12 protein-coding genes are annotated in these 20,640 nt (G+C 47.9%); 10 read left to right on the forward strand and 2 right to left on the reverse strand.

Translation table 11 applies throughout. The features are described 5' to 3' along the window. Positions 1-294 precede the first annotated feature (294 nt). The gene (locus tag IXB28_RS06675) at positions 295-1,479 is read left to right on the forward strand and encodes an NAD(P)H-quinone oxidoreductase subunit H (protein WP_215617745.1); all 1,185 of its coding nucleotides are present in this window, start codon (positions 295-297) and stop codon (positions 1,477-1,479) included. A 73-nt stretch (positions 1,480-1,552) separates the two neighbouring features. On the opposite strand, the gene IXB28_RS06680 is transcribed toward IXB28_RS06675, so the two are convergent. After that, entirely contained in the window at positions 1,553-2,305 is a 753-nt protein-coding gene (locus IXB28_RS06680) for a pentapeptide repeat-containing protein (RefSeq protein WP_215617746.1), read from the reverse strand. A 590-nt stretch (positions 2,306-2,895) separates the two neighbouring features. Here IXB28_RS06680 and IXB28_RS06685 point away from each other — a divergent pair. After that, entirely contained in the window at positions 2,896-3,597 is a 702-nt protein-coding gene (locus tag IXB28_RS06685) for a hypothetical protein (RefSeq protein ID WP_215617747.1), read from the forward strand. Positions 3,598-3,796: 199 nt separating this feature from the next. Then, positions 3,797-4,780: a pentapeptide repeat-containing protein gene (locus IXB28_RS06690; RefSeq protein ID WP_215617748.1), complete on the forward strand. Its 984-nt coding sequence runs from the start codon at positions 3,797-3,799 to the stop codon at positions 4,778-4,780. A 60-nt stretch (positions 4,781-4,840) separates the two neighbouring features. Here the strand turns inward: IXB28_RS06690 and IXB28_RS06695 are convergent, their stop codons facing one another. Further along, on the reverse strand, positions 4,841-5,578 hold the full coding sequence (locus IXB28_RS06695; RefSeq protein ID WP_215617749.1) for a hypothetical protein: 738 nt from the start codon (positions 5,576-5,578) through the stop codon (positions 4,841-4,843). Positions 5,579-6,441: 863 nt separating this feature from the next. Between IXB28_RS06695 and IXB28_RS06700 the strand changes: the two genes are divergently transcribed. The 7 genes from IXB28_RS06700 (at position 6,442) to IXB28_RS06730 (ending at position 20,587) form a co-directional block, all read left to right on the forward strand. Then, positions 6,442-8,748, forward strand: coding sequence for a cellulose biosynthesis cyclic di-GMP-binding regulatory protein BcsB (locus IXB28_RS06700; RefSeq protein ID WP_246559640.1), 2,307 nt, complete (start codon positions 6,442-6,444; stop codon positions 8,746-8,748). Between the two features lies 1 nt (position 8,749). Further along, the gene (bcsA, locus tag IXB28_RS06705) at positions 8,750-11,416 is read left to right on the forward strand and encodes a UDP-forming cellulose synthase catalytic subunit (protein ID WP_215617751.1); all 2,667 of its coding nucleotides are present in this window, start codon (positions 8,750-8,752) and stop codon (positions 11,414-11,416) included. Positions 11,417-11,896: 480 nt separating this feature from the next. Continuing rightward, entirely contained in the window at positions 11,897-13,009 is a 1,113-nt protein-coding gene (locus IXB28_RS06710; protein ID WP_215617752.1) for a response regulator, read from the forward strand. Between the two features lie 101 nt (positions 13,010-13,110). Continuing rightward, positions 13,111-13,485 carry a response regulator transcription factor gene (locus IXB28_RS06715; protein ID WP_215617753.1) on the forward strand — a complete coding sequence of 125 codons (375 nt, stop codon included), beginning with the start codon at positions 13,111-13,113 and terminating at the stop codon, positions 13,483-13,485. A gap of 41 nt (positions 13,486-13,526) precedes the next feature. Further along, a complete protein-coding gene (locus tag IXB28_RS06720) occupies positions 13,527-14,012 on the forward strand; it encodes a chemotaxis protein CheW (protein ID WP_215617754.1) in 486 nt (161 codons plus the stop codon). A 111-nt stretch (positions 14,013-14,123) separates the two neighbouring features. After that, positions 14,124-17,303, forward strand: coding sequence for a methyl-accepting chemotaxis protein (locus IXB28_RS06725; protein WP_215617755.1), 3,180 nt, complete (start codon positions 14,124-14,126; stop codon positions 17,301-17,303). A gap of 113 nt (positions 17,304-17,416) precedes the next feature. Continuing rightward, a complete protein-coding gene (locus IXB28_RS06730; protein WP_215617756.1) occupies positions 17,417-20,587 on the forward strand; it encodes a hybrid sensor histidine kinase/response regulator in 3,171 nt (1,056 codons plus the stop codon). The last annotated feature ends 53 nt before the right edge of the window (positions 20,588-20,640 follow it).

Below are 20,640 nucleotides of genomic sequence, written 5' to 3' on the forward strand. Positions count from 1 at the left end.
CTGAGCGTTAGAGTCATGGGTCACAGATATACCTCGTTCACCCTGTAAGTGCCTATAAATGTTAGTAGAAGCGAGTAAATTCTCAAGTTTTGCCGACGGCTTTCGGTCTCGCATCATACCCCAGCCCGTTGGCACAATAAATTGTAGAACCCATTAATTTCGATACCTATGGACCTTGTTTAGGTAAATCTGATCTCAAAAACATACCCATTTCCCATAGCATTGCTCTTTTCTTCAAGCTTTCAGCGAAGAATCTTGCTAAAGTAATGCAGAGATTAATATCGCATAGTTTCTATGACTCGGCTCGAAACCAGAACTGAGCCCATGGTAATCAACATGGGACCTCACCACCCTTCAATGCATGGGGTGTTGCGACTCATCGTTACCTTGGATGGTGAAGATGTGATTGATTGTGAGCCCGTGATTGGCTACTTACATCGCGGCATGGAAAAAATTGCCGAGAGTCGTACCAACGTAATGTTTGTGCCCTACGTTAGCCGTTGGGACTACGCGGCGGGCATGTTTAATGAAGCCATTACGGTCAATGCGCCTGAAAAGTTAGCAAATATTGAGGTGCCAAAGCGTGCGAGCTACATTCGGGTGATCATGCTCGAATTGAACCGTATTGCAAATCATCTGCTGTGGCTGGGGCCATTCTTAGCCGATGTTGGTGCTCAAACTCCCTTCTTCTATATTTTCCGTGAGCGGGAACTGATTTATGACCTGTGGGAAGCAGCCACAGGCGCCCGCTTAATCAACAACAACTACTTTCGTATTGGTGGTGTTGCCGCTGATTTACCCTATGGGTGGGTCGATAAGTGCGAAGACTTCTGCGACTACTTTTTGCCAAAGGTTGACGAATACGAAAAGCTGATTACCAATAACCCTATCTTCCGTCGCAGGGTGGAAGGCATTGGCACCATCACCCGCGAGGATGCCATTAACTGGGGGCTGTCGGGGCCCATGCTGCGAGGGTCTGGGGTGAAATGGGATTTACGTAAGGTCGACCACTACGAGTGCTATGACGACTTTGATTGGGATGTACAGTGGGAGACCGCTGGAGACTGCTTTGCCCGCTATGTCATTCGGGTGCGTGAGATGCGTGAGTCTGTCAAAATTATTCGTCAGGCGCTGAAAGGGTTACCTGGAGGTCCTTATGAGAATCTTGAAGCCAAGCGCATGGCTGAAGGACCCAAGTCAGACTGGAATAGTTTTGACTACCAGTTTATTGGCAAGAAAATTGCTCCCACATTCAAGATACCGGCAGGGGAACACTATGTTCGTTTAGAAAGTGGTAAGGGCGAACTGGGCGTATTTATTGTGGGCGACAATAGTATCTACCCCTGGCGTTGGAAAATTCGTGCTCCAGATTTCAATAACTTGCAGATTTTGCCCCATTTGTTGCGTGGGGTAAAGCTGGCTGACATCATGGCTATTCTGGGTAGCATTGACGTCATTATGGGGTCTGTCGACCGCTAATCCGGTCTCGCTTGTGGCGCGACGGCTGTTCAAACCTTTGGGAATGAGGACATTGCCCTTGGCATGTCCTCATTTATTGTGAGCTGCTAGAGTCATCATCAATGTTGCAATCGGTTACCTGATTGATCGAATTGATATATCCCTCATGGGCTGTGGAGCCATCAGGATAGGTGACGAAGGCCATGTCAGCTTGATCGAAACGGGTTCCACGGGTGATGGCGTTGTACATGTCGGCATAGCGCATGTAAGCTTGGGAAAAGTTAGCCCCGGTCATATCGGCTGCCCGTAAAATGGTGCCGTAAAGGCTGGCACTCTTAAAGCTGCTATTTACGAGACGGGCCGAACAAAGATTGGCATCGCGCAGTTCCGCATTGGTCAGGTCGGCTCGTTCAAGGTTGGTATATTCCAGGGTTCCTTGCAGAATTTTGGCATTGCGGAGGTTAGCCCTTACCATACTGGCTTCTTCTAAATCGGCCCCACGCAGGTTGGTGTAACTTAAGTCGGCTTCATCTAGCTTGGCTTCTCTGAAGATCGTATTAATCAAAAGACTGTTGCTAAAATTCGCACCCCGGAGGTCGGAGCCAAAAAAGTTTGCGCGGCTTAAGTCCTGATTGCTGAAATCCTTGCCTCTTAGGTCGCAGCTGACGCAGGTGTAGTTAGGATGCTGAGGGTCGGTCATCGCATCCAACGAATTACCTCGCTGGGTAACCGCCACAGCTGGATCACTGGATTTTGATAACGCTTTGTCGACCTGCGGTAAACGCAAGAGTAAAGGGGCCATTGCGGCCGATAAAATCAACAGGGTCAGCAGAAAATTCAGTTTCATAGGCTATGCACTGTCGATAATAAAAGCAAAAATTAATATAAGAGTTAAAGGGAACTGACCCGAACTATGATTTCACTTGAAAGATACTGCTGTATTGCATGTCTTTCAGATTGATTTATCTTCTAAATCAGTAAAAATAAAAAATATAGTAAGGAGCTGAAGCAGCTTCCCCTAAGAAATAAGAGCTATAACATTTATACCTGTCCTATGCAAAAGGACGCCCACCAGAACATTCTGTCTATTACTATAGGTTTTTCCTATTTCTGGATTTTTAAATATAGCTTTTAGTTATAAATTTGTCCTACGTGTAGATAAATACTTCAATAAGGCGTTTATGAAGCCTTATTCATTAGTTATTTAATATGTTTCAAATAGTCACGATTGTTCTATGGTCTTTCTTAAACTACCTCCTGACGATAATTGTTTTGGATGGATTCTTTAAGAGGACATACAGACGTTAACTCAACCTTACGTTATTATTCACCGATTACAGATTGAATTCCATGGGCTCATCTCCCTTTCGTAGCATATTCTTACCTTCGCTAGTGTCATCGGGATTAGCATTTGCTGTAATCACCTTGCCACTATCCATGGCTAACTCTGTTCCTACTTGGGTTTCACCTGGTCAAGCCCGAGGCGATTTGATTAGTCCGTTGGAGAATTCGGCTAAACCAATTATTCGTTATATCGGCATTGCCATTATTGGTAGTGTGGGCACAGGCATGCTGACGGCAGATATTTTGCGCCGTTTCTATCAGCGAAAAAGGATGCTAGATGCGGCACCTGAACCTTTTGAAGTTTCCTCTAGTTCTAGTCCCATTCCAGAAGAGCGTATTTCTTCAGATTTTGATGAGGTGTTGCCGACTTCGCTGGGGGTGGGGAGTTCGATGACCTTAAATGGTCAAAGTTTATTAGCTACAAAGCTTGCTCCAGGGCATACGGTCGTTCACTTCAAGGGATATACTCAGCAGGATAGTGTGGATGGCCTAGATTTGGATCCGGTTGCACTAGAAGAGCTGATCCTATTAGATGCAGATGATCCATCCATTGATGTGCCTGTGTTGATGTTTTTAGATCAGGTTGAACCTGCCCATTTGGATACAGGGGATGCGATGGTCTTTGGTGTGCGCTATCAAAATAAGTATTACTGTTTGTGGCGCAGTACTGATAAACACGAGCAAGTGATGGGATGGGCTCGTCGGCTTATTCGTCGGCAAAGGGATGTGATTGTTACCCAACATGAACAGGGGCAATACTCCCTATGGTATGTTCCTCCTAAGCATTTGAGATAAGGCGAAAGTTTAGCGAATCCATTTATAGATAATCAAGTTGATCCATAGGCATTAAGGGCTTGTTAAAAATTAAAATCGTGGCCTTGTGCATTTAAATCATGACTTAACAAGTCTTTTGGGCTTAACCCGTGAAGTAGTTTTTTAATAGCGCCTAACTAACTATTTTTAATTTTTTCTATAGTCATCGAATTTGTTTATTATGACTGACTTATCTTCCCAAGTGATTGAGGCTTATGCCAGGGGACGGCGTGACTTTAGCTACTGTCAGATGCCTGCTATTCGCGTGTCTCAATATGCGTTAACGGGGATTGATCTGTGGGGATGTAATTTGGTAGACGCCCATTTGGCGGATGTTGATTTTAGTAGTAGCAATCTCCGTGGGGCAGATTTGCGTCGGGCTAATTTGCGCCGGACTAATTTTCAAGGGGCTGATTTACGAGGAGCCTGTCTGAAGGATGCGCAGGTTGAGGATGCTAATTTTCAAGATGCGATCGCAGATGAGCGGACCGAATTTCCCGATCACTTTGACCCATTGCAGGCCGGTATCCATCAGTTAGCTCCCAATGCACCGCTAATAGACTCAGACCTCAGACAGCGTGACCTGGGAGGAATCGATCTGAGCCATAGTGACTTAGCCGGTGCCGAACTCAGCCAAACCAATTTGTTAGGAGCTTGGTTAGTGGGGGCACAGCTAACCGAGGCTGACCTAAGCTATGCCAATCTCAATTCCAGTAATTTAACCAATGCGAGTCTTCAACGGGCCAAGTTAAAGGGAACGAATTTAAACCGCGCTAATTTAACTAAAACCACACTTTTTGGGGTGGACCTAAGGCAAACTGACCTTAAGGAAACCTGTTTACTAGGAGCCGTGTGTGACCCCGCCACCCAATGGCCGGATGACTTTGATTGGGAATGGGCCGGTGTTTACTGTTTAGGCCCTAATCAATCCCTATGGGCTGCGGATCTCAGCAATTTAGTATTGATTGGGATTGACCTAAGTGGTGCCAATCTTGTGGGGGTTAATTTTACAGGGACCGATTTATGGGGGGCGAATCTTCAAGGTTGTGACCTGAGAGATGCCTGTTTAGCAGGGGCCAATCTGTGGGGCGCAAATTTAGTAGATGCAGACCTGACCGGTGCAGAAATCGATACCGCTAATTTAGAAGCCGCTATGTTGTCCTAACGCTGGGCCTAACGCTAGGCCCAGCGTTAGGCGTAGGCCTAGCATCAGGCGTAGGGGGCTTTAGTAGAGAAACTCCTCTGGTTCTGGCGGACGATTAGTTTGACGTTCTTTAGGAAAGTCTACCTGGTAAGGCATGGGTGGTTCCTCAATCAAAATGTGTCGGGTGCCCCAGCCATCGTTATAAAGTTCTGGCCGAGCACTGATCTGATTGTCGACCGGAATATCTAATACCTTCGTCATTTCCAGGTAGCGACGACCTTCCAGCGTAGTTTGCAATAAATCTGGCGATACCTTGAGACCTTGCTGGGCAAGAATTCGCTCCAACGTAGTTAGCTGGTCAAGAGGTGTGTATGTGACGGTCACGACCACGTCGTCTGTTGGCACCACATCCAGGTCTAATTCCTTTTGATCTAGTTGCCACGTTTCTTTGCGGCTACCATCAGCGGCCACCTGCTTGAGGGTGAGTTCCCCTTGCCATCGCCCACTTTGTACCCGCACCACTTGATAGTCCAAAATCGAATAGGTTGGTTTGGGCTCCACCGTCTTGTCTTTAGGGGCAAGCTGCCGCATGACCAAAAGGTTCAACTCTGTTTGGTTGGGGAAATTAGCAGTCCCCTGAATATCGTAGGTATAACTACGGCTGCCAGGCTCCACCGTGAAATCCATTTCAGCTATCGGCAAACGGTTGATCAAAACTGGATTATTGGGAGTTTCAATCGAAAAGCCACAACTACTTAAAAAGCTACCAAAACTAGTAATGGCCAATATCTGGATGGCACGGAGACGCAATTTTACCATTGTCAATTTGATATAATTAGTAAAATATAAAGGAGGTATAAGCTTGGCATGAATTAGATAATTGTCTGCCCTTGCCAGACCAGATTGATAAACCTGTTCTTAGGCAAAATAAAGGCATTACTTAGCCCTATAGGAATCGCTTACAACGGGTTTCGATATGGAGCAGGAAAAAATCAGCCACTTCCTATAATTACCTAAATCCATAATCGAATTGTCAACTACGTTCGGTTTAATGCTACACCTATAGATTAGTGCTCTACTTACAGATCGTCGATGTCATAGGAATATTTCTATCACCCTACGATCTAAAATTTCATTGAAAATACATGCAGAGGTTGTTGCTTTTAATACTCCCTTCATAGGTAAATTTGCAAGCTAGATGTTGAATTATTAGTTCAACCTGCGAATTATATTTTTATGTTCATGCGCTGAAAGATTTAAATAGATTTGCCCATCTAAAGCGGAACTTGAACGAAGTTTACCGGATTCCACTGATTAGGTGTGATATGTGAAGTTAGCAGCTTGCGACCAGCTTGATGCATTATTCCTTAAATCCCGAGAACACTAGCCGTTATAGGCGAGTCAGGGTGAATGCTAGTTATATGTGTAAAACAAGAAGCTATGGAAACATCCTAGTAAGGAATTTTTTAGCTCATTAATACCTGACGCAATTCTCTTTTGGAGGAGCGTTAGGGCTCGTATATGTTTGAACGGCTAATAATAGCCAATAGTTTGATTATTTCGACCTAGGTATGTATCTGGGGGGAGTGCTTGTATCAGTGTTTTTAAGGATAATTAGAAAAAGACTATTTATCTCGCTATTTTTATCTGTCCTACTATCTGTGACCACTTTGGGCCCCAGTATGGCCCAAGTAACATCATCCCCTGGTGCTGCCGATAATGCGGCAGAAGCAGGTACTGCCAGCGACCGTCGAAATCGTAACGAGGACGGTTCAACAGCAGGGCGTGATTTGTTGCAAGATGCCCAAGCGGCTGAATTAGAACAAAAAGACGACGATAGCCAATATATTCTTGAATTTAACCGTAGTCCGGTCGTCGGTACTCGGTTGAGATTAGAGGGAATTTACAATGAGTCCCGGTTACGATTTACTCGGCCTAGAAATTGGTCGGTAAAATCCGTCAAGATTCTTCTGCGCTATCGCCATTCGGGTGCGTTGTATGCCACCAGGTCTAACCTGAACGTCATTGTGAATGACAACAATGTGGGTAGCGTCCCTCTCAATCTCAAGCAAGGAGATACGGGGACGATTGTGTTTGATATTCCCACCCGTATCCTCAAGGATTACAACGAGTTAATTATTGCCGGATTGCAAAATAACTCCCCCACCTGTACCCAGGACCCCTTTGATCCGTCGCTGTGGACTGAGATTCTGCCGGATTCAAAGCTGGTCTTCAACTACGATGCAGAACCTTTTCAATTAGATTTCAATAGCTATCCCTATCCCCTAATTGATGTTCTAAGTTTAGAGACAAATCATATTGATTATGTCTTGCCCACAAAGCAGGATCAGGCATGGTTGACGGCTGTGGCTAAGTTACAGACGTCGTTAGGTCGCATTGCGGATTACCGTCCCCTAGAAACCGATCTAGTGAAGAAATTGGATGATGTATCCAAGGGGAATCGAGTCGTTGTGGTGGGTACTCCGGCTCAGCAGCCTATGTTGGAGGGATTAGATTTACCGCTAGATCTCAAAAACAAGCGTTGGTTGGATGATAAGCAGACGCTGATTCCATCTGATAAGGGTATTTTGATGTGGACTGTACTGGAAGACAAACAGGCTCCTGTGCTGGTAGCGACTGGCAATGGTCCAGCGGCTGTGGCCAAAGCAGTGCAGTTTTTGACCCAATCCCAAGATCGTAAAATTGGTTCTGGCCAGGTTGTGCTGGTGGATGATGTGGAAGAGATTTCCACCCCAGACATGCGTGATTGGCCACGTTATTTACCGTTGTCCGACAACTTTGAACTGGGCGATTTGACTGGGTTTAACGGTGAGCCCATGGACGATGTTGTGATTCGAGGTGCCCACGCTCCCGCATTTGAGTTTGACTTTAAGGCCCTGCCAGACGATCGCTTTTTGCCAGGTAATGTGATGAACCTGCGCTATACCTACGGTCCTCAGGTTAACCCGCTGACATCTCTGGTGGAGGTTCAATTAGATGGCATTACCGTAGCCGGTAAACGACTAGATTCTATTGATGGTAAGCGCCGAGCTAACTTGAAAGTGGAGCTGCCAGAGCAGCATATTACGCCCCAGTCGCGAATTAAGGTCTATCTGCGGTTTGATCCACGGGAACGGCGTTCCTGTAGTCGAGTGACCGACCACCAGCTCTGGGGGACAATCCATAGCGACAGTAACTTTAACTTGAATCGTCAGCAGGTGGCTAAGCTTCCAGATCTGAACTTGATTAAGTCTGGCTATCCCTTTGCATCTCCCCAAGATTTGTCCCGTACGGCTATTGTGATGCCCAATACCCCCAGCGTGACCGAATTATCAGTGATGCTGGAGCTGAGTGAGCGTCTTGGTCGCTTGAGCCGTTCAGAGGCGATACAACTTGCGGTTTACCCTGTGGGGCAGCTGCCTCAGGAAGTGCAGGCGTCGGAACATTTAGTGGCTATTGGATTGCGCTCTAAGTTTCCGTTGGTTGAAGCCCTTGACAGTGCTGAATTTAATTTGAAAGACGGCGCTCGTCAGTGGGGAGATAGTCAGGTGCAGGCATTACCTGATGCGGAGGGTGTTCTACAGCAACAGCTTTCCCCCTGGAATGAGGCGCGAGTGTTGCTGACGTTAACGGCTCAATCTGAGTCGGGCTTGAAGCAACTGCGAGATCTTTTGGAATTAGATTCTCTCTTTTATCAGCTACAGGGGGATACGGCTCTAATTAGTGCCAATGATGAAAATCCATCTCCCTATGATGAGAATGCCTATAATCTTGAATTCTTACAGCGGTCGGCTCAGCGAGATATTCAAGAAGAAAGCACATTTCAGCGAGCGATCACGGTGATTCAAGGTAACTGGTTCCTGCTGATTCCAGGCATCATTATTCTGTCGCTGATGCTCTATGGTGTGATTCAAGCCTATCTGAAGAGAAATGAAGCCATCGCTGCTGCTGGTGTAATGGCTGATCCATCTGCACCAGGAGAGCTTTAATATGTCTGAGAGATTAATGCCCGGACGCCGATTAAAAGACCTTCAGCGTCGGGCGGGTGATTATTTTTCGACCCAGTTTCGACCCTTTCTAATCGAGTTGTTGATCATCAACCTGCCCGATTGGTTTGAGTGGGGATTGCGTTGGCTGAATAAGCAGCAACTGCTGATTTTGGCGGTCTGTTTAACCATGTTTGCCTGGCCGATTATGACGGCTAGGCCCACAATTTTGCAGCAGGGCTTAGTGGCTTTAGCCTTGCTGGGGGTGGGGCAAATTCTGTTGCGTTTGGAGGATCGGCAGACAAGTCGGCGAGTCAGTGAATATTTGCACTTGCTGATGGCTGCCTTGAGTACGATTACGACGCTGCGGTACTTGTACTACCGTTCTAATTACACGCTCAACCTGGGTTCTTGGTTAGACGGTTTCTTTTCTGTTTTACTGTTTGTCGCTGAGCTATATGCGATCGCAACATTATTGTTGTCTTATTTTCAGACCTTAAGAATTCGCGATCGCAAATCAATTTCCTTAGCCCAATGGCCCCAAGAAAATTGGCCCACGATAGACATTTACATCCCTACCTATAACGAGGATGTTTCTATTGTCCGTAAAACAGTGCTGGGGGCCCTAAATATTGATTACCCAGCGCATAAAAAGACCATCTATGTTTTAGATGATGGCCGAGCGGAAAAATATCGCGAGCGTCGTATTGCCCTGAGGGCCATGTGTAAGGATCTCGGCTGTACCATGCTGACCCGAGATACCAACGATCACGCCAAAGCAGGAAACATTAATACAGCGCTTAATAAAACCGGTGGGCAGCTAGTCCTTGTCCTAGACTGTGACCACATTCCTGTCAGGGGCTTCTTGCAAGAAACCGTAGGATTCTTCTTCGATAAAAAAGTAGCCCTTGTACAGACCCCTCACTGGTTCTACAACCCCGATCCCTTTGAGCGGAATCTTTTGACTAAAGGTCAAATTCCTGTAGGTAATGAGCTGTTCTATAAAGTATTGCAAAAGGGGAATGACTTCTGGAATGCAGCCTTTTTCTGCGGTTCTGCTGCGGTCATTCGTCGTAAGTATCTTTTGGACATTGGCGGTATTGCTACCGAAACCGTAACAGAGGATTGCCATACCTCCCTGCGTCTTCATTCGCTGGGGTATCGTACGGTCTATTACGACAAAATTATGGTGGCTGGTTTAGCCCCCGAGAAATTCTCATCCTATGTCGGTCAACAGGTGCGTTGGGCCCGGGGGATGGCACAAATCCTGCGGATTGAGAATCCGTTGTTTAATCGACGGTTGAAGCTGCGCATGTCCCAGCGCCTCTGCTACTTTAGTGCGACGTCACACTTCTTCTTTGGTTTTCCAAGATTGATGTATGCGGTTGCGCCCAACCTATTCTTACTATTTGGAATTAACCCGGTAAAAGGTCTCGGCATTGAAACCCTATTCTACGCATTGCCCCACATTGTGTTGTCGATGCACGCGAACCACATCTCCTATAAGCATGTACGATTTTCCTTCTGGAATGAAATCTATGAATTTGCGATGTCGTTCCAGGCAGGCATTGTTACCATGCTGGCGCTACTAAATCCAAACCTCGGTTCGTTTAACGTAACCGATAAAGGGATGTCCGTAGATTCACGTAGCTTTGACATTGATAGTGTGCGCTACTTGGTGGTTCTAGGCGCAATCACCGCGGCCTCTCTACTGACCGTTCCCATTTGGTTAATTCTGAGCCCATTGGATACTCAAGCGGTGCTGATTAATGCACTGTGGTGTGTGTTTAACCTGGCGCTGGTACTAGCCGCCTGTCTGGTTGCCTTTGAGCAACCTCAGTTGCGTCAGTCCCACCGTCTGCCACGGGAGCTGCTGGTCAAAATTTACAGTGATGATGGCCAGGAATGGGAAGGCACTACTATCGATATCAGTGAGACCGGATGCCAGGTCCTGCTTGATGTTTTGCCTAATGTTTCTGACCAGGTTAAATTAGAAATCTTTGGCGATTATGGTGCCCTAGCTCGTTTGGATGCAGAAATTGTGCGGGCTACCGCCACCGATTCACTGCAAACAAAGTTAGCCATTAACTTTGTAGATATGAATCAAACCCAGCAAGATGACTTAGCAACGGTGATTTACTCGGATGTGCGTAGGTGGTATTCCCAAAACCGGGAAAACACTGATAACCCTTGGGAATCACTGAAATTTATTCTGCTGAGTTTGCAACGGGCGTTTCAGGAATTTCAACCAGCTAATAGCTATAAGATGCGTAAGCAGGTTGAAGTGATGAGTGACCTGAGATGGAAAGGCTGGGGCAGCTATGTACAGGCGGCCATGATCACCGAACTGGGGTCTAGGGATATGCGTCTAGAGTTACTGGGAGACGCGACGACGGCTGCCGTCGCCCTCCAAGATAATAATCCCTTACTGCACTTGCAGGTTTACCCTCAAGTGGACAGTGCCCAGTCCTATGATTTGATGGCCCAGGTTGAGCGGCTGGAACTCATTCCTAAATTGACCAGTGCATCCGATAGGAGGGCTGACAATGCCCCTGTGAGCAGTCCTAATCAACTGTCGGACTATCGGGTTGCCTTGGAGCTATCGTTTCCAGCTTCCCTAGATCAACAGCAGCAGAATCAAATTAAAGTCCTGCTGAAGCAGATTTCTTAGCTTGGATTAACGCTTTAAGGCATGATCAGGGGAATAATCTATATAATCAGCTGGCTCATTTTTCTTTATTAAAAAGCCTGTTTTCTTTACCAAGGCTTTGTTGGAGGAACCCCGAGTTTACTGGTATTCTCAGGATGAATACCCGACTTAATTCTGGACTTGTTTGATCTAATTCCAGTTCAAAGTAGGTTTCTTAATACCGTTAGTTTAAGCCTATGCAAGATGTGAGTAAAGATCCCAATAGATAGTCCGGACTGACGGCTAATGTATAGAATTTTTTCATAGTGCTGTCAATGAATAAAAATATTTAGACTGCGCTTAAAATTCATTTCCGTATCTTAAGAAACCATTTGAATGGTGATTGAGTCGAGAGTTTATATATCTTCTTACGGCCGATGTGCACTAGGGTTTTATCCCATCGCTCAGGTCTCATAACCCGCAAGGGTTTTGGCTTTTTGCTGTATCGTTAAACATTCAGTTATGAACAGTCGTTCGATTGTGGGTTATGGTGCAACCCAGAAGTTACATCCTCTAAGCTTTTTAGCTCAGCTGATTAGTCGGCAGGTGAGTGGGCACTTCAAGTTGTACTCGGGGACTAACTCATGGTCGCTTTTTCTTAACCAAGGCAAGCTTAACTTTGCTACGGATACGGATGCGCCCTTTGATCGTTTAGATCGCCACCTCCAAGACTTAAGTAGTGAAATTTCTACGTTAGTAGGCGCTGTCAGAGTACAGCTCCGACTAATGTTTGAGCAATCTCCCAAGCAGGCTCCCTTGACTCCTGACTATCAGGCCATCAGCTGGCTGGTAGAGCAGTCTCATTTGACTGAAGATCAGGCCACCGGGCTAATTCGTGCCATGGCGATTGAAGTTATCGAGTCTTTCCTGGGCGTTCAGGAAGGTAGCTACGATTTACTGGGGCTGGACGATATTGGGGAGTACCCAATTCTTTGTCAGTTAGATTTGCGTCCCATTGTTGAAATTTGCCAGCGTAATCGTCGTCAAAGCTTGCTCTCTTCTCCTTCAACTGTCTCAGGCGCTACAGCGGTTGCTGCAGCCACTGGAACGGCTACCTTGAGTCCTCAACCTTCGGCTCCTGTGAGTCAGCAATTGGTTAACGGTGCTGCGGCAGCTCCAGCGGTTGGCGGTGTGCCTGCACGTATGAACGTACCGGGTGCTGTGGTACCGGCTGATGGGGCTGGATCTCAGAAGGCCAGTTATACAATTGCCTGTATTGACGATAGTCCGACAGTACTCAATGCCATTCAAGAATTTTTGAATGATAAAAGTCTAAATGTTGTACCCATCAACGATCCAGTCAAGGCGCTAATGCAGGTAATGCGGTGTCGTCCTGATTTGATTTTATTGGATGTGACGATGCCTAATTTAGATGGTTACGAGCTGTGTTCGCTGCTGCGTCGCCATCCTAGTTTTAGGAATACACCGATTGTGATGGTGACAGGGAATACTGGGTTTATTGATCGAGCTAAGGCCAAGTTGGTTAGATCGTCCGGTTATTTAACTAAGCCCTTTAGCCAGTCAGAACTGTTGAAGATGGTGTTTATGCATCTGCCGGCTGTGAAGCCCCGGTAGTTTCAGACAGTGGATCAAATTTATAACTCAGATTGGTAACGGTTAGGGTTGTTACTAATTTGAGTTAATTGGGTACACATTTAGGGGATAACAAATAAAATATGACAGTAATTCAAACGGCTACAGTGCTGATTGTGGAAGACACCCCTTCTGAACGGGAGCTGATCAGCCATTATTTGCAAGAAGAAGGGTATAGCGTTATTCATGCTGTAACGGCTCAGGAAGGTATGGATAAGGCTCGTTCCAGCCAGCCAGATGTGATTGTTACAGATGTGGTGATGCCTGGCATGAGTGGGTTTGAGTTATGCCGCAGTCTGAAGCGTGCACCTGAAACCTCCACAGTACCTGTGGTAATTTGTTCATCAAAAGATCAGGCTATTGACCGACTTTGGGGTATGCGCCAAGGGGCGGATGCCTATATTACAAAGCCTTTCAATCGTGAAGAACTGCTTAAAGTTGTTAAGTCTGTCTTGTAAATTATTCTTTGCGATCGCATGTTGTTCATGAGGTCATAGAATTGTCTTCCCTATCTTTAAGAAAAGATCGCCCTGTCATCAACAAGTCCTTTCTCAAGTTTCAATTGGCTCCTAGCGTTGTGGCCATGTTGCCTGCGATCGCTGTACAGGAAGCCGTTGTACTAGATACGCGACGAGTGATGGCCATGCCAAATATGCCTGCCGCCCTGTTAGGACTTGTTAACAGGCGCGGTCGTGTTTTTTGGGTTGCTAATTTAGTCCGTCTTCTGGGTTTGCCTGTGCCTGACGGGCAAACCCAGCAATATAGTTTGGTCGTTGTTCAGGGACGTTCCACGCCTTTAGCGCTTCAGGTTGAATCTATCGACGGTATGGTGAGTTTTCCTCCAGAAGCTGTGCATCCCCCTCCGAATAATGTTAGCAGCATCATCCTGCCCTATTTAACAGGTTGTGTTACGCAAAACGAAGAAACCATTTTTATACTAGACGTTGAATCGTTGCTACGTTCTTCGGTGTTGCAAGGAAATTAGGTGTTTTAAGGGATCAAAATAACGATTGATTCCTATCCCACTATATTTATTTGATTAGTTTTTGATTATTTCACGAACTGTTATTGAAACGCTATCTAAAGGAAAGTTCTCATGGCTATGGACGTTGGTGCAAACTCAAATGCTGAGCCAAATCCTGAGGTAGATGCCTTAGGAAATAAATCTGAGCAAGTAAAAAATACTGAAAATGATCAGAGCTTGGATGCCAGCGTTGTAGCCTCTGTCGATAGTTCTCCATCTAGTGATTATGCGGGTTCCGGTAAATCGGAACAAAAACCCGATGTTTTGTCCTTGGCGGCTCAGTTAGAAGAACTTGCCTCAACGGCAACGCCTAATCAGCCCGCTGTGACTGAACCCGCCTCCCAAACTCCGGTCGCGGCTAATCAGAAAAGCGACGTCATGTCCTATCGCGGGGTTAGCTATACCAAAGGTAAAAAACGCTACGCCCCGGAAAATCTAGCTGTTAGCCGTAGTCGTTTGCTGCAGTGGTTTTACGATCTACCCGTAAGTAGTAAACAGCTGATTGGTTTAATCTCTTCAGAGGTTATTTCAGTCATTGGTTTGGTGGGTGTGGGTTCATTGCTGATTATCAGCGGTGCCCGTCAGCAGCTATTGGACCAATCTGAGGCGGAACTTACGGTTGCTGATATTCAATACAACATTAAAGTCAACCAGATGGGGTTTGGCTTTCGGGGGCAATCCGAAAACACATCCATTATTGAGTTAGCTGAGAAATCTGCTCAAAAGGATGCTGATATTAGCGCCAGCGAGCGTTCCCTCGTCAGCGATATATTACAGGGCGAAGTAGACGCTCGAAATATTGAATATGCCACCCTGGTGGACGTTGATGGCAATATTATTGCCAATGCCCAAAATAATCGCATTGGTGAAGAATTTAGCGATCCCTATGGCTTGGTTTCTCGGGTTGCTTCTAATAACCAACAGATCAAGACCAACGGGCTGGTCAGTCGGAGTGAATTACAGCGGCAGGGGGTGGAACTTGCCACTGATGGAGATAACGCACTCATTCGCTATGTTGCGACTCCTGTCTTTTCGCGAAATCAAGCTAATAAGCTCGTGGGTGTGCTCATTGCGGGTGATTTGGTCAACGGTAAGAACTCCATTGTGGAAGGCGGTGTAACCTCCTTTGGTAGTGGGTACAACGCGATTTATCTAAAGGACGATGACGGCAATTTCCAGTTGGCTTCGGCGGCGGCCTTAGCTGATGGGGCCCAAGAAGCCGATTTGAGTAGGGAGATATACAATGAATCCCTGCTGGCTAGGGCGTCCCAAAGCCCGGGCGATGTAGTTTCGCAGCGTTTTGTCGCATCTGGAGATGGCTCCTATGCTATGGCCGCTAAGGCCTTGGAGGACCTCAATGGTGAATCCATTGGCTTTCTGGTGCGGGGAACTGCAGAGGCCAAGCTACAAAACCTGATTAACCGAAGCTTAAAAATTCAGTTTTTGATTGCGCTGTTGGCGATTGTTGCCGATATCTTTTTGGCGCAGCTGTTGGGCCGGTCTATCGCTAGTCCGTTACGTCGCTTGCAACAGGTGACGGAATCGTTTGCCAGGGGAGATCGTCAGGCTAAGGCTGATGTTTTTGCCCGGGATGAAGTGGGGCAGCTAGCCGCAGCGTTTAATGATCTGACCAGTACGGTGGTGCGTTCTGAAGGAACCCTGATTGATCAGGCCAGTGTTCAGGCCCAGGCGGCCCAGCGAGCGAATCAGTTAGCTACGTTGACTAGCGACCTGCGCAAGAATATGGATTCGGAGCAGATGTTTAATCTGGCTGTGAATGAAGTGCGCAAGGCTCTAGAGACAGACCGTGTGCTTGTTTATCGATTTAATCCTCAGGATTGGAGCGGTGAGATAACGTCTGAATCTATCGCCATGGGCTGGCCCACTGCGTTGGGGGCAACCATTGCGGATCCATGTTTTGCTGAGAACTATGTTGAGCGATATCGCCAAGGGCGAGTGCAGGCAACGGCCAATATTTTTGAGGCGGGGTTAACAGAGTGTCATTTAGGTCAGTTAAAGCCCTTTGACGTCAAAGCTAATTTAGTGGCGCCTATTTTAGATAGTGGAGAACTCTTTGGCCTACTTGTTGCACATCAATGTTCAGAACCTCGGGATTGGAGCGAGCTGGATGTTAGCTTCTTCAAGCAAGCGGCTTTACAGGTTGGTTTAGCCTTTGAGCAGATTAATCTGTTTAACCAGAAGCAGAAAGCTCAATTGGAGGCAGAAGCGCTATCGGAAGAGCGCCGTCAGCGCCAAGAGACCTTGCAGATGGAACTATTGGGGCTGTTGGATGATGTTGAGGGTGCTGCCCGTGGTGATTTAACGGTGCGGGCCGATGTCTCCGCTGGAGAAATTGGCACAGTGGCTGACTTTTTCAATGCCATTATTGAAAGTTTGCGCCAGATTGTGACCCAGGTGAAGACATCAGCGGTTCAGGTAAATACCTCCTTGGGGGCGAACGAAATCGCCATGCAGGCATTAGCGGACGATGCGCTGCAGCAGTCGGAGCGTACGACACAGACCCTGAACTCTGTGGAAAATATGACCATGGCAATTACCCAGGCCGCCGATCGAGCCCAGCAGGCAGCGGTGGTGGCCCGTGAGGCCTCGCAGACGGCTGCTGATGGCGGAGAGGCCATGGACCTAACGGTGCAAAATATTTTGGAATTGAGGGCTACCGTAGGTGAAACGGCGAAGAAGGTGAAGCGCCTCGGGGAGTCATCTCAGCAAATTTCTAAGGTGGTTTCGCTGATTAATCAAATTGCGACTCAAACCAATCTATTGGCGATTAATGCCGGAATTGAGGCCGCTCGCGCTGGCGAAGAGGGCCAAGGTTTTGCGGCAGTTGCTGAGGAAGTGGGTGAGTTGGCGGCGCGCTCGGCGGCAGCTACCCAAGATATTGAACGTATTGTGGACAGTATTCAGCGAGAGACCGCCGATGTGGTGAGCGCTATTGAAAGTAGTACTTCCCAGGTGGTTGAGGGAACTCGCCGGGTGGATGATGCGAAGCAAAGCTTGTCCCGTATGTTGGAAGTGTCTCAACAGATTGATGTATTGGTGCAGACAATCTCTGCGGCAACGGTTTCTCAGGTTGAAACGGCGGCCAATGTATCTACATTGATGCAGGAAATTTCGTCGGTTTCTGAGCGGACATCGACGTCTTCTCGGGTGGTTTCGGAAGCACTGCAGCAAACTGTTTCGGTGGCTAAGGAGCTGGAGCTATCGATGGCAGCCTTTAAGGTTGATGAGTAGGTGTTTTGCTGAGGCTCGGCTTGATGGCAGGTTAGGGTCGCGTTATGTTCAGTGGTCGCTGGTGTTAAGCGATAGGCAGTTACATAAGGCAGGTATGCAATAGGTGCAGCATCATGGCGGTTGATAAAGAACTTGAGATTAAGCTTCAGTTTCTAGACGAAGCTAATGAGTATTTACAGGCGTTGGATGGCGCTTTACTGGATCTGGCTCAAAAGGGCGTGGTTCAGGACGAGTTGAATGCGGCGTTGCGTGCGGCCCACTCGATTAAAGGTGGTGCGGCCATGATGGGCTATGCGCTACTGAGCGATTTTGCCCATCGCCTTGAGGATTCTCTCAAGGTGTTGAAGGTTAATCGAGATGGTTTGGTCATTGACGATGGCTTAGAACGGTTGCTGCTGTCGGCGGTGGCTGTGTTGGGGCGGGTGATTGAGTGCGATCGCAACCAAACCAACCCTGAAGAATCATGGTTGTCCGATGCCGCCATGCCCGTATTCGACCAGCTATATGAAATCTTGGGAGAAGCGGATCCTGAAGATGCCAACCTGCTACTGTCTTCGGACGAAAATCAGGACATTATTCCGGTTCTATTTAGTACGGAGGTAGAAGGCTGCCTCGAACGATTAGAAACGGCCATTTCTAGCAATACCTCCCAGCTGCGGGAAGAAGTGAGCATTTTGGCTCAGGAACTTGGCGGCTTAGGGGAGATGTTGCAGCTAGACTCTTTTTGCAGCCTCTGTATATCTGTTGACCAAGCTGTTGCCATTGCCGATGATGCCCAGGTGATGGAAGTGGCCCAAGCGGCCTTGGACGAATGGCGTCAGTCCCAAACCATGATCTTGGCGGGGCAAATGGAGCAGTTGCCTATGGCGCTGTCCACCTTGAGCTTTGAGGTGCCAGCCGGTGCGGCTCCACAGACCCCAGACTTGTCCAGTAATCATGTGGGCATGGACGATCTGTTGCCAGCAGAGCCGTTGCCTGAAGACGATTGGGCCGCTATTTTGGCCCAGGCTGAAAATGCCCCCGCCGAGCAGGATATCTTTGCCCAAGTTGGCAATGAACAAGATATTTTTGCCGGTGCTGGGGGTGGTTTTGCCCCTGAAATAACGTCTCCTGAGGTGGTTGAAACCGCCGAAGCTTCCCAGGTCGTTGAGCCTGTTGACCTGGACGTAGAACAGCCCCAAACAGTTGAACCACCCTCGTTTGTAGATGCGACCCAAGAGGTCAGGCCCATGGTTGAGCCTGAGCCTTCAGAGGCGGGCGGGGGTTCCCAGACAGAGTTTCGCTTTTCCAGTAAGCCTCGGGCAGAGGCTAAGGTGTCCGCCGCCGTTGATGAAGATGCCACTGTTAGGGTTTCTGTGCGGCAGCTAAATGAGTTGAACGACTACTTTGGCGACTTAACCATCGAACGCCATCGCCTAGATAGCGAGGTTAAGCGTCTGCGAACATTAACCAAGCTTTTGCATGAGCGTCTGCGGACTTTAGAAGACTCCGAAGAAGATCTGCGGGATGCGTATGATCAAACAGCCATCGCCACTCAGTTGATGTTACCGGCGTCTAAAGGGAGTGAAGTTTCCCCTGCGGTGGGTTCCACGTTGGCTCTGCACAGGAATTTTGGTAACACCTCAGGCTTTGATTCCCTCGAGATGGATCAGTATGACGCCCGGCATTTGCCTTTCCGGGACATCATGGAAACCTCTGTTCGGTTGCGGGAAGTTGCGGATGATATCGAGATTAGCGTTGATACCGCAGAACAATCATCACGAAATTTACAGCGCACCACCCGCCAGCTGCAGCGCAATCTTAACCAGCTGCGGATGCGGCCCCTGTCGGATATTACCAACCGCTTCCCTCGGGCATTGCGGGAGCTCTCTTTAGAATTTGGTAAGCCGGTAGAGCTCAAAGTGGAAGGGGATAAAACATTAGTTGATCGCAACATTTTAGAATCGCTCAACGATCCGTTGATGCATATTCTGCGCAATGCCTTTGATCATGGTATTGAAACCCCTGAGACTCGCCAATCCTCGGGTAAACCCGAGCAAGGGACCATCATGATTACGGCCCAGCAGCGCAGTAGTCGCACAATTATTACGATTCAGGATGATGGCCGTGGCATTCCCCTAGATAAAATTCGTGCCCGTGCCAGGGATATGGGGCTGGATGAATCGCTATTAGCGACCGCGAGTGAGACCGATTTGCTGTCGCTTATTTTTGAGCCCGGATTTAGTACCGCAAGCCAGGTTACCACCCTGTCTGGCCGTGGGGTGGGGATGGATGTGGTACGCAATAACCTGGAGGAGATTCGCGGCGACATTAGTGTTGCGACCCAGGCCGGTCAAGGTTCCACATTTACTATCTCGGTCCCCTGTACCCTGTCTGTGACCCGGGCATTATTGGCGGAGAGCAATCGCCTACCCATGGCGATACCGACGGATAATCTGCAAGAGATGACCGAGGTGAGCGAGGCCGAAGTCTACGAAGAAGATGGCCGCGAGATGTTTGTTCGCAATGGGCAACCCATCCGGCTGATTCGCATGGGTAAGTGGTTGGCCTTCAACTGCGCTCGCCACATTGAAAGTTTAGAAATGAGCCCCAATGTAACGGTGCCAACGGTTTTGGTATTCCGTTATAACGATCAGCTATTTGGGTTGCAGATTGATCGCTCCTGGGGGGATCAAGAAGTTGCATTGCGCCGGGTGGAGGGAGATATTCCCATGCCGGCGGGCTTTAACAACTGCACCATCTTTGGTGATGGCCAGGTGGTGCCTTTGCTGAATGCACCGGAATTTCTCCGTTGGGTATTGAGTTGTGAAGGATCCAATATCAAGGAAGCGTCGGTCCTCTATGGCAATCCTTTACTGAGTGGTAAACTGAGCGACCTGCAGCCGAAAGTCACTAAGTCTTCCCAGCCTACGATTATGGTGGTGGATGATTCCGTCAATGTGCGACGGCTGCTGGCCCTGACGCTGGAAAAACAAGGGTATCGAGTTACCCAGGCCAAGGATGGTCTAGATGCGTTGGAAAAGCTGGATGCTGGGTTGAATATTAATGCCATTGTGTGTGATATTGAAATGCCGCGTTTAGATGGTTATGGCTTCCTGGCTAAGCTGCGCGCCCACGATCGCTGTTCTCAGATTCCGATCACCATGCTCACATCGCGTACCGGTGACAAGCACCGTAAGCTGGCGATGAAGCTGGGGGCCACTGCCTATTTCTCGAAGCCCTATCGGGAGCAGCTGTTGTTGGATACCCTGGCCAATGCTGTATTTAATGCACCGTTGAACTAAGCGATCGCGCTTTGACGCAGCCCATAGAATAATGGGTAGCTAATGAGCATACA

This window comes from Leptothoe kymatousa TAU-MAC 1615, from assembly GCF_018739865.1.
Lineage (GTDB): Bacteria > Cyanobacteriota > Cyanobacteriia > Phormidesmidales > Phormidesmidaceae > Leptothoe > Leptothoe kymatousa.

Excerpts from the sequence above, each read along its gene's own strand:
- IXB28_RS06725 (WP_215617755.1), top strand. The coding sequence starts at position 14,124 with ATGGCTATGGACGTTGGTGCAAACTCAAATGCTGAGCCAAATCCTGAG.
- IXB28_RS06730 (WP_215617756.1), top strand. The coding sequence starts at position 17,417 with ATGGCGGTTGATAAAGAACTTGAGATTAAGCTTCAGTTTCTAGACGAA.
- IXB28_RS06710 (WP_215617752.1), top strand. The coding sequence starts at position 11,897 with ATGAACAGTCGTTCGATTGTGGGTTATGGTGCAACCCAGAAGTTACAT.
- IXB28_RS06700 (WP_246559640.1), top strand. The coding sequence starts at position 6,442 with ATGGCCCAAGTAACATCATCCCCTGGTGCTGCCGATAATGCGGCAGAA.
- IXB28_RS06715 (WP_215617753.1), top strand. The coding sequence starts at position 13,111 with ATGACAGTAATTCAAACGGCTACAGTGCTGATTGTGGAAGACACCCCT.
- IXB28_RS06680 (WP_215617746.1), bottom strand. The coding sequence starts at position 2,305 with ATGAAACTGAATTTTCTGCTGACCCTGTTGATTTTATCGGCCGCAATG.
- IXB28_RS06690 (WP_215617748.1), top strand. The coding sequence starts at position 3,797 with ATGACTGACTTATCTTCCCAAGTGATTGAGGCTTATGCCAGGGGACGG.
- IXB28_RS06685 (WP_215617747.1), top strand. The coding sequence starts at position 2,896 with ATGGCTAACTCTGTTCCTACTTGGGTTTCACCTGGTCAAGCCCGAGGC.
- IXB28_RS06695 (WP_215617749.1), bottom strand. The coding sequence starts at position 5,578 with ATGGTAAAATTGCGTCTCCGTGCCATCCAGATATTGGCCATTACTAGT.
- bcsA (WP_215617751.1), top strand. The coding sequence starts at position 8,750 with ATGTCTGAGAGATTAATGCCCGGACGCCGATTAAAAGACCTTCAGCGT.
- IXB28_RS06675 (WP_215617745.1), top strand. The coding sequence starts at position 295 with ATGACTCGGCTCGAAACCAGAACTGAGCCCATGGTAATCAACATGGGA.